Source organism: uncultured Blautia sp. (assembly GCF_902497045.1).
Lineage (GTDB): Bacteria > Bacillota > Clostridia > Lachnospirales > Lachnospiraceae > Blautia_A.
Genome location: NZ_CABVDF010000101.1, coordinates 1 through 9566, shown reverse-complemented (window position 1 = coordinate 9566; position 9566 = coordinate 1). Strand labels below are relative to the sequence as shown.

Below are 9566 nucleotides of genomic sequence, written 5' to 3'. Positions count from 1 at the left end.
TTTGTTGTGCCAAGAAATGAACGATTTTCACTTCCTATCCCAAGAATCCTGCATGGCAGGAGCCTTCGCCTGTTTTCAATCAGAATTGCGGACTTGTTTCGCAATTACCTAGGATTTATTTGACAATTTTATCATCCCCTTTATTGAACAGGCATTTGCCCGGTTCCACAGCATCGATCTGTCCCTCTTAGATGTTTTGCAGAACAATGCCTCCACTGTATTGGAAAGTATAAATCAGGCTGTCAGCCATTTTTCCAACAGTATTTTGTCCTCGCTTGCCAATATAATATCTGTGATCCCCACATTGTTTATGCAGACCATCATCACCATCATTGCAATGTTTTTTATCACTATTGATTTCAAAAAAATCATAGATTTTTGCAGAAGACAGATCCCGGATACAAAAAAAGAACTTGTTCTGGAAATAAAAAACTACTTTATCCACACCTTACCTAAAGTTATGGTGTCTTATGGTTTTGTACTATGCCTTACGTTTATAGAATTATTTATTGGTTTTCATTTATTAAAAATACCCTATGCCGGGTTACTGGCATTGCTGATCGCTGTTTTAGATATCCTCCCTGTTCTGGGAACCGGTACGATTCTGATCCCATGGGGGATCATCTGTCTCCTTATCCAGAACTATCCTCTGGCAGCCGGTATCTTCCTTTTATATATCGCGATTACCATCATCAGAAATATCGTAGAACCCAAACTGATCGGAAAACAGATGGGACTGCATCCTGTGCTTACACTCATCAGTATGCTTACAGGTTTAAGATTTTTAGGCATATGGGGGCTTTTTGGTTTTCCAATTGCCATTTCATTCATTAAAAAACTAAATGACAATGGAACCATACATGTTTTTAAATAACATCAACATGCAAAAACAGGAACTGACTCAAGCATCAGTTCCTGTTTTCGTTTCACTGTACATTCACATCTGTATCAGCCTATTTTTATTTTGTCTCGATCATAACCTTATCCAGATGCCAGATATCATCTACATATTCCTGGATCGTTCTGTCTGATGTGAACTTACCGCTGCATGCAGTGTTCATCATTGCCATACGAGCCCAGCGTTTTTCATCACGGTAAGCTTCCTCTACACGTTTCTGTGCTGCTGCATAGGAACGGAAGTCAGCCAGGATGAAGTATCTGTCTGCACGGTCTGTATTTTTCGTTGTAAGAAGTGAATCATAAAGATCACGGAACAGTTCTGTATCCTTAGAGAAGGTTCCATTGATCAGTTCCATAAGAACCTGACGAATCTCGCCGTCTGTGTTATAGATCACATTCGGATCATAGCCGCCGTTATTCTCATAATTAATAACTTCATCAGAACTGAGACCGAAGATAAATGCGTTCTCCTCTCCAACCTCCTCAACGATCTCCACATTGGCACCATCCATAGTTCCCAGTGTAGGTGCACCGTTCAGCATGAACTTCATGTTACCTGTACCGGAAGCCTCTTTACTTGCAGTAGAAATCTGCTCAGAAACGTCTGCTGCAGCAAAGATCATCTCTGCGTTGGATACACGATAGTTCTCAATAAATACAACCTTCAGCTTGTTATTGATGGACTTGTCGTTATTTACCACATCTGCAACAGCGTTGATCAGTTTGATGATCTTCTTGGCTGTATGATAACCTGCAGAAGCCTTTGCACCAAAGATAAATGTTCTTGGATAGAAATCCATCTCCGGATGAAGCTTAATCTGGTCATACAGATAAATAACATGAAGGATGTTCAGAAGCTGGCGTTTGTACTCATGAAGTCTCTTAACCTGAACGTCGAAGATAGAACGTGGATCCACTTCAACGCCGTTATGCTCCAGAATATATTTTGCAAGACGTACTTTGTTCTGGTATTTGATGTTCATGAACTCCTGCTGTGCCTTCTCATCATCCACATAAAGTTTCAGCTTGCTGATCTGGGAAAGATCTGTGATCCATTCCGGTCCGATATGGTCGGTTACCCAGTTTGCAAGAAGCTGGTTTCCGTGAAGCAGGAAACGTCTCTGTGTGATACCGTTTGTCTTGTTGTTGAATTTCTCCGGCATCATCTCGTAGAAATCTCTCAGCTCCTGGTTTTTCAAAATCTCTGTATGCAGTCTTGCAACGCCGTTTACAGAAAATCCTGCAACGATTGCAAGATGAGCCATTTTTACCTGACCGTCATAGATGATGGCCATCTTTTTGATCTTCTCATAGTTGCCCGGATATTTCGCCTGAATATCAAGGATGAATCTTCTGTTGATCTCCTCAATGATCTGGTATACACGGGGAAGAAGTCTGGAGAACAGCTCAATCGGCCATTTTTCCAGTGCCTCAGACATAATGGTATGGTTTGTATAAGCAACACACTTGGTTGTAATTTCCCATGCCTCATCCCATCCAAGACCTTCTTCGTCCATGAGGATACGCATCAGCTCTGCAACTGCAACTGTCGGATGAGTATCGTTCATCTGGAAGACAACCTTCTCATAAAGCTTGCGGATATCATCATGGTCTTTTTTATATTTTTCAATTGCTGCCTGAAGGCTGGCAGAAACAAAGAAATACTGCTGTTTAAGACGAAGCTCTTTACCTGCCATATGATTATCGTTCGGATAAAGTACCTCTACGATATTTCGGGCAAGGTTTTCCTGCTCTACCGCCTTTTTGTAGTCACCCTTATCAAAGGAATCCAGTCCGAAGTCAACGATCGGCTCTGCGTCCCAGATACGGAGAGTGTTTACGATCTTGTTGTTATATCCAAGGATAGGCATATCAAACGGAACTGCCTTTACTGCCTGATAGCCTTCATGGATGAATTTATTTGTGCCGGTAGCCTGATCGTACTCTACGCGCACATATCCGCCGAAATGCACTTCCTTTGCATATTCCGGACGACGCAGTTCAAAAGGATATCCGTTTTTCAGCCAGTTGTCCGGTACTTCATACTGGAAACCATCCTTGATCTGCTGTTTGAACATACCGTAGCGGTAACGGATACCGCAGCCGTATGCACAGTAGTTCAAAGTTGCCAAAGAATCCAAGAAGCATGCTGCCAGACGTCCCAGACCGCCGTTTCCAAGAGCCGGATCCGGCTCCTGGTCTTCAATTACATTCAGGTCGAGGCCCAGCTCCTCAAGAGCTTCCTTTACCTCATCATAAGCGGTAAGATTCAGAAGGTTGTTTCCAAGTGCACGTCCCATAAGGAATTCCATAGACATGTAATAAACGATCTTTGGATCCTTTTCGTGATATGCATTCTGTGACTCCAGCCAGTCGTCGATGATCACGTCCTTTACTGTATAGCTGACTGCCTGAAAGATCTGCTCCTGTGTTGCCTCCTCCAAGGTCTTACGATACAGAAACTTTACATTTTCTTTCACGCTCTCTTTAAACGCCTCTTTTTTAAACTGCTTATTAATCATTTTCTCTTTCCTCCTACTTTCTGGCTACACCAAGAACGACATTTTCTTTATTGATGTTCCATTCCTTTACATAACCATCGGTTTCATTGAGTACCATATCCTCTGCAAGAACTTCTGACATGATTTCTTCTTTATGATTGTTCATCAGTTCTGTAATACGCTCATTATCTTTTGCATAAATACAGATCTTATCCATAACCTCAAAGCCAGCCTCTTTTCTCATTGTCTGGATCTTACTGATGATTTCACGAACAAAGCCTTCCTCGATCAGCTCCGGTGTCAGATTGGTATCCAGAACTACGGAAGTATCTCCATCTGTCTCTGTTACATAACCCTCAGTCTGAGCTGTCTCGATCAGAAGATCCTCTTCTGCCAGTTCCACCTTGTTTCCATTAATGTCCAGAGTGAGAAGACCTGTTTCCTTCAGTTCCTTCATAGCCGCTGTACCATTCAGCTCTGTAAGTGCTGTACGGATACCGCCCAGAAGCTTGCCGTATTTCGGGCCCACGGTACGGAGCTGTGGTTTAAAGCTGTAGGAAATAAATGATTCTACATCTTTTGCGAATTTCACTTCTTTTACGTTCAGCTCATCTGCAATAATATCTGTGTAGAACTGATCCATTTCCTTCTCAGATTTTACATACATTGTGCCAATAGGCTGACGGTTCTTGATATTTGCTGTATTTCTTGCTGCACGTCCAAGAACGACCACCTTCAGAAGAGCTTCCATATCCTCTTCCAGCTCTTTGTTGATCCATTCTGTTTTTACCTCAGGGAAATCACAGAGATGGATACTTTCCGGTGCATTCTTGTCTACGCTTCTCACAAGATTCTGATACATATCCTCTGTCATAAACGGAATCATAGGAGCGGCTGCCTTGGAGATCGTCACAAGAGCTGTATAAAGAGTCATGTAGGCATTGATCTTATCCTGCTCCATTCCTTTTGCCCAGAAACGCTCACGGCTTCTTCTTACATACCAGTTACTCATCTCATCTACAAATTCCTGAAGAGCTCTTGCGCTTTCCGGGATCTTGTAATTTGCCAGGTTCTCATCTACCGCTTTTACTACGGAGTTCAGCTTGCTGAGAAGCCATTTGTCCATAACCGGAAGCTGATCGTAATCAAGCGTATATTTCGTCGGATCAAACTCATCAATATTCGCATAAAGCACAAAGAATGCATAAGTATTCCAAAGTGTGCTCATAAATTTACGCTGTCCCTCTACAACTGCTTTGCCGTGGAAACGGTTCGGAAGCCATGGGGCACTGTTGATATAGAAATACCAGCGGATCGCGTCTGCACCGTATTTTTCAAGAGCGTCAAAAGGATCTACCGCATTTCCTTTGGATTTACTCATCTTCTGTCCATTCTCATCCTGTACATGGCCAAGAACAATAACATTTCTGTACGGAGCCTTGTTAAACAGCAGAGTAGATTCTGCCAGAAGAGAATAGAACCATCCTCTTGTCTGGTCAACTGCCTCGGAGATAAAATCTGCCGGGAACTGCTGCTCAAACAGATCCTGATTTTCAAACGGATAGTGATGCTGTGCAAAAGGCATTGCTCCTGAATCAAACCAGCAGTCAATTACCTCCGGTACACGGTGCATGGTTCCGCCGCACTCCGGACACTTCATAGTAATCTCATCAATGTATGGACGGTGAAGTTCTACGGTCTTTGCCTTCTCATCGCCGCTCATCTCATAAAGCTCCTGGCGGCTTCCGATGGAGTGCATATGTCCGCACTCACACTGCCAGATATTCAGCGGTGTTCCCCAGTAACGGTTTCTGGAAATACCCCAGTCCTGAACGTTTTCCAGCCAGTCACCGAAACGTCCTTTTCCGATGCTCTCCGGAATCCAGTTGATGGTATTGTTATTACGGATCAGATCGTCCTTTACTGCTGTCATTTTAATGAACCAGGACTCTCGTGCATAGTAGATCAGCGGTGTATCGCAGCGCCAGCAGTGAGGGTAGTCGTGCTCAAACTTCGGCGCATCAAAAAGCTTTCCTTCTTTGTCAAGGTCAACAAGTACAAGGGGGTCTGCTTTCTTTACAAATACTCCTGCATATGGAGTTTCTTTTGCCATATTTCCCTGTCCGTCTACAAACTGTACAAACGGAAGGTTGTAATCGCGGCCTACACGGTTATCATCCTCACCAAATGCCGGAGCAATATGAACGATACCTGTACCGTCACTCATAGTAACATAGCTGTCACATACTACATAATGCGCTTTTTTCTTCTGCTTTGCAGCTGCTTCTCTGGTACATTCCCAAAGAGGCTCATACTCTTTGTATTCCAGATCAGTTCCTTTATAAGTTTCCAGAACCTCGTAGGCCTTTTCATCCTCTTTGGCAAGCTTTCCAAGAACTTTGTCCAGAAGAGCCTCTGCCATATAATAAGTATATCCGTCTGCTGCCTTTACTTTACAGTAAGTCTCATCCGGATTTACGCAGAGCGCCAGGTTGGAAGGAAGAGTCCACGGTGTAGTCGTCCATGCCAGGAAATAAGCATCCTCTCCTACAACCTTAAAACGAACGATGGCAGAACGTTCCTTTACTGTCTTATAGCCCTGGGAAACCTCCTGTGCAGAAAGCGGAGTTCCGCAGCGCGGGCAGTAAGGCACGATCTTAAATCCTTTATAAAGGAGATCTTTATTCCAGATTTCTTTCAGAGCCCACCACTCAGATTCAATATAATTGTCATCATAGGTTACATAAGGATGATCCATATCAGCCCAGAAACCGACGGTAGAAGAAAAATCCTCCCACATTCCCTTGTATTTCCAGACACTTTCCTTACACTGCTGGATAAACGGCTCCATACCGTAAGCCTCGATCTGCTCCTTACCGTCAAGTCCAAGCTTTTTTTCAACCTCAAGTTCTACCGGAAGTCCATGAGTATCCCAGCCCGCTTTACGTGGAACCATGTTTCCTTTCATAGTACGGTATCTTGGGATCATATCCTTGATAACACGGGTCAGCACATGACCGATATGAGGCTTGCCGTTGGCTGTTGGCGGTCCGTCATAAAAGGTATAAGTTTCTCCCTCCTTACGACTGTCCATACTTTTTTCAAAAATATGGTTTTCTTTCCAGAACTGCTCGACCTTTTTTTCACGGTCAACAAAGTTCAGGTTCGTATCTACTTTCTGATACACGATAAATTCCTCCTGTCTTATTACTTTACTAAATAAATAAAAAAACTCCCGTCCTGTAAAAGGACGAGAGTATACTTCACTTCGCACCACCTCATACACTGTACGGACAGAATTCTGCCGATACATGCCCCCTCTAACGGCGGGAAACCGTCCGGCCTTATTCCCTGTCAGTTTCAGGCTGGAAACTCCGGAGTGATATTCAGCCGTTTCTACTTGCGCCGGGCTTCCACCTGCCCCCGGCTCTCTGAAGCGTTCGATCCCTTATCAGTCAGTATAGAATGTCTGCGGCTTACTGTCTCCATCAAAGTTTTTGCGTGATCGTATATACAGACTATATTATAAAGTCTACAAATTCCATCTGTCAAGCCCTTTCCCTGATTATTCCAAAAATCCAAGATCTTTTCGATCAAATATAAATATATTTTTGAAAGTCTGACAGGTGTTTACTTTATTTTAGGGCTGTTATATAATACCCTTCATTATACACATATATTTTTTATGCGAACTGTCTGAAAGGAGTAATCATGACATCTGAACCTGCAAAAAACTCAAAAGAAATTCTGGAAAAAAGAATCCTGCTTCTGTCATTTATCAGTGGACTGTTCTTCGTAGCCGCCGAACTGATCTATGCTGTATACAGTCATTCCCAGTCTACTCTTATGGATGCACTTTATGATGCATCTGAACTGATCTTTATTGTACTGATTCTGTTTTTGACACCATTATTCCATAAACCGGTTTCTGAAAAAAGACCCTATGGTTTCTTTCAGGTAGAATCCTTTTTTATCCTTGTCAAAAATATTATGCTGACTTCTGTAACGGTCAGTGTTCTTGCTGATGTTATTGAAAGTCTTCTTTCCGGCGGAAATAATATTAACAAAGGACAGGTTTCCCTGTTTCAGTTCATCGTCGGACTTGTCAGTCTGGGTATTTTTCTGATCATGAAATTCATGAGCCGCAATGTTTCCTCTCCCACCGTAAAAGCAGAAATCCTGGGCTGGAAAATTGATGTGGCATACAGTATTGGTATGTCGGGTGCTTTTTTTATTGCAACCCAGCTGAAAAATACTCCTTTTGATTTTCTGGCTCCGTATTTTGACCAGTTAGTCGCTATTTTTATTATGATACTTATGATTCCAGAAAGCATCAAAATGCTTATGGAAACTTTTCGAGAGCTTTTCCTTTTTTCGCCTGACAAAAAAACAGTTGGCAGAATTAAGGAGCTTTCTTCCGGTATCCTGAAGGATTTTTCCTTTCATCCTGTTTTTTACGATATTGCCCGTACAGGAAGACAGCTATGGGTTGCTATTTATTTTCAGATAAATTCTGACAGCCTGAATGTACACCAGCTTCATGAAGCAACCAACCGGCTGAACCAGATTCTCTCCGGAGAATTCACGGATATTTCCTGTGAACTGATCCTGGACAGCCGGGAAGGATAAATATCATTTCTGCTTATGAATCACTTCTTGAAAAGCCGTTTTTCATCAGGCTGCTTGAGGTAAACAGCACCTTATCCAGAACCTCTGTTGTTTTTTCCTCTGTAAAATCAGAGATTTCCTGATTTGCAGCCTCAAAAAACGCTTTTTCATCTTCTGGCTTTTTGTCCAGAAATTCCCGGTCAAATTTATTGACCAGTGCATAAACTTTCCGGTCTACTGCCGCCTGATATCTTTCGATATTGGACTGATTCTCATGATAGTGGGCATCTGCCAGAGCTCCAATAATTCTGTTTGCCCAGTAAAAACTCTCTGTTGTAGGCTTTACATATGCTTTTGACAGATATTCCGGCATTTTGTCCACATGAGGATATACAGGAATCATCGCATTAAACACATTGGAACCTACTGCAAGCCACTGGATTGCTTTTAAGGACTCCGGCATATAAGGTCTGATCTGCACCAGTCCCAGAGCATTATTTCGGTTTACTCCAATTGCCCGGTACATGCCGGCCTCTTTATTTCTTTTTCCGTATACATCATAAGGCGTTCCCTGATAGTGATTGGAAAGAACCCACTTCACCTCTTCTACAGTAATCTTTTTTTCCGGCACAAGAGACCATGGCAGATCATCGTCCTCTGGTCTGTATTCTGCATCCGGTCCATCCCAGGAAAACGTACGGGGATTGAAGTAACGGAGCATTGCCCAGGCACGGGGAGTATTATATACATGATCAGAGTCGTCATGGGATCCAAAAGCATCCCTGGGATTGAACTCCTCCTCCGGATCCATACGCAGATCCAGGTGATATTCTTCAATCAGGGTTCTCAAAGTTCTGGAACACATATGATTTTTTTCTTCTCCATAAGCGTCTTCCAGATCAAAACAGTCAATTCCCAACTGATTAGGCATCACCACATATTCATTATCCGGTACTCTTTTTGCGATCCAGTTATGTCCTCCGATTGTTTCCAGCCACCAGATTTCCTGCTCATCCTGAAAAGCAATTCCATTCATTTCATATGTTCCATAGGTTTCCAGAAGACTTCCCAGTCTCCTTACTCCCTCTCTTGCGGAAGTAATGTACGGAAGAACAAGTGTTACCAAATCTTCTTCTCCAATTCCGCCTTTTACCTCCGGCTGATCATCCTGGGCTTTTTTATAAACCACAAGGGGATCTGCTCCTGCTACTCTTGCATTGGTCGTCAAAGTCTCTGTTGCTGTCATGGATACATTTTTTTCATTGACTCCATAAGCGCCCCAGATTCCCTCCACAGTATCGCTGTTTGGAAGGTATGTATACTGCATAGGATCCTCCGGAAGAGGAATCTCTACATGAGAAAGTACAGATTTATAAAGTCTCGGCTGATCTTCCGGTTTCATAACCTCCAGTCTCTTGGCACAGAATTCTCCGGAAGGAGAATCTTCATTTCTTGCAACAATAGTTGAGCCGTCATAAGTGGCTTTTTTTCCGATCAGTATCGTAGTACATGGCATAGTCATTTCCTCCTGTGTATAAATAACTTTTCTTTATTATA

Annotated in this window: 5 protein-coding genes; 2 read left to right on the top strand and 3 right to left on the bottom strand. The window is 42.8% G+C overall.

All coding sequences use genetic code 11. The annotated features are described in order from the left end of the window. Window positions 1–196: 196 nt before the first annotated feature. Window positions 197–874 carry an AI-2E family transporter gene (locus tag RDS42_RS08695; protein WP_308783315.1) on the top strand — a complete coding sequence of 226 codons (678 nt, stop codon included), beginning with the start codon at window positions 197–199 and terminating at the stop codon, window positions 872–874. An 85-nt stretch (window positions 875–959) separates the two neighbouring features. Here the strand turns inward: RDS42_RS08695 and RDS42_RS08690 are convergent, their stop codons facing one another. Together RDS42_RS08690 and ileS are read right to left on the bottom strand one after the other, a co-directional pair. Then, the gene (locus RDS42_RS08690) at window positions 960–3422 is read right to left on the bottom strand and encodes a glycogen/starch/alpha-glucan phosphorylase (protein WP_308783314.1); all 2463 of its coding nucleotides are present in this window, start codon (window positions 3420–3422) and stop codon (window positions 960–962) included. A 13-nt stretch (window positions 3423–3435) separates the two neighbouring features. Then, window positions 3436–6588 (bottom strand): isoleucine--tRNA ligase, encoded by a 3153-nt coding sequence (ileS, locus tag RDS42_RS08685; protein ID WP_308783313.1) that lies wholly within the window; start codon window positions 6586–6588, stop codon window positions 3436–3438. Window positions 6589–7112: 524 nt separating this feature from the next. On the opposite strand from ileS, the gene RDS42_RS08680 reads away from it, so the two are divergent. Then, on the top strand, window positions 7113–8030 hold the full coding sequence (locus RDS42_RS08680) for a cation transporter (protein ID WP_308783312.1): 918 nt from the start codon (window positions 7113–7115) through the stop codon (window positions 8028–8030). 13 nt (window positions 8031–8043) lie between these two features. Here RDS42_RS08680 and RDS42_RS08675 read toward each other — a convergent pair whose 3' ends face one another. Next, on the bottom strand, window positions 8044–9525 hold the full coding sequence (locus tag RDS42_RS08675; RefSeq protein ID WP_308783311.1) for a C69 family dipeptidase: 1482 nt from the start codon (window positions 9523–9525) through the stop codon (window positions 8044–8046). Window positions 9526–9566 lie beyond the last annotated feature (41 nt).

Excerpts from the sequence above, each read along its gene's own strand:
- RDS42_RS08690 (WP_308783314.1), bottom strand. The coding sequence starts at position 3,422 with ATGATTAATAAGCAGTTTAAAAAAGAGGCGTTTAAAGAGAGCGTGAAA.
- RDS42_RS08680 (WP_308783312.1), top strand. The coding sequence starts at position 7,113 with ATGACATCTGAACCTGCAAAAAACTCAAAAGAAATTCTGGAAAAAAGA.
- RDS42_RS08675 (WP_308783311.1), bottom strand. The coding sequence starts at position 9,525 with ATGCCATGTACTACGATACTGATCGGAAAAAAAGCCACTTATGACGGC.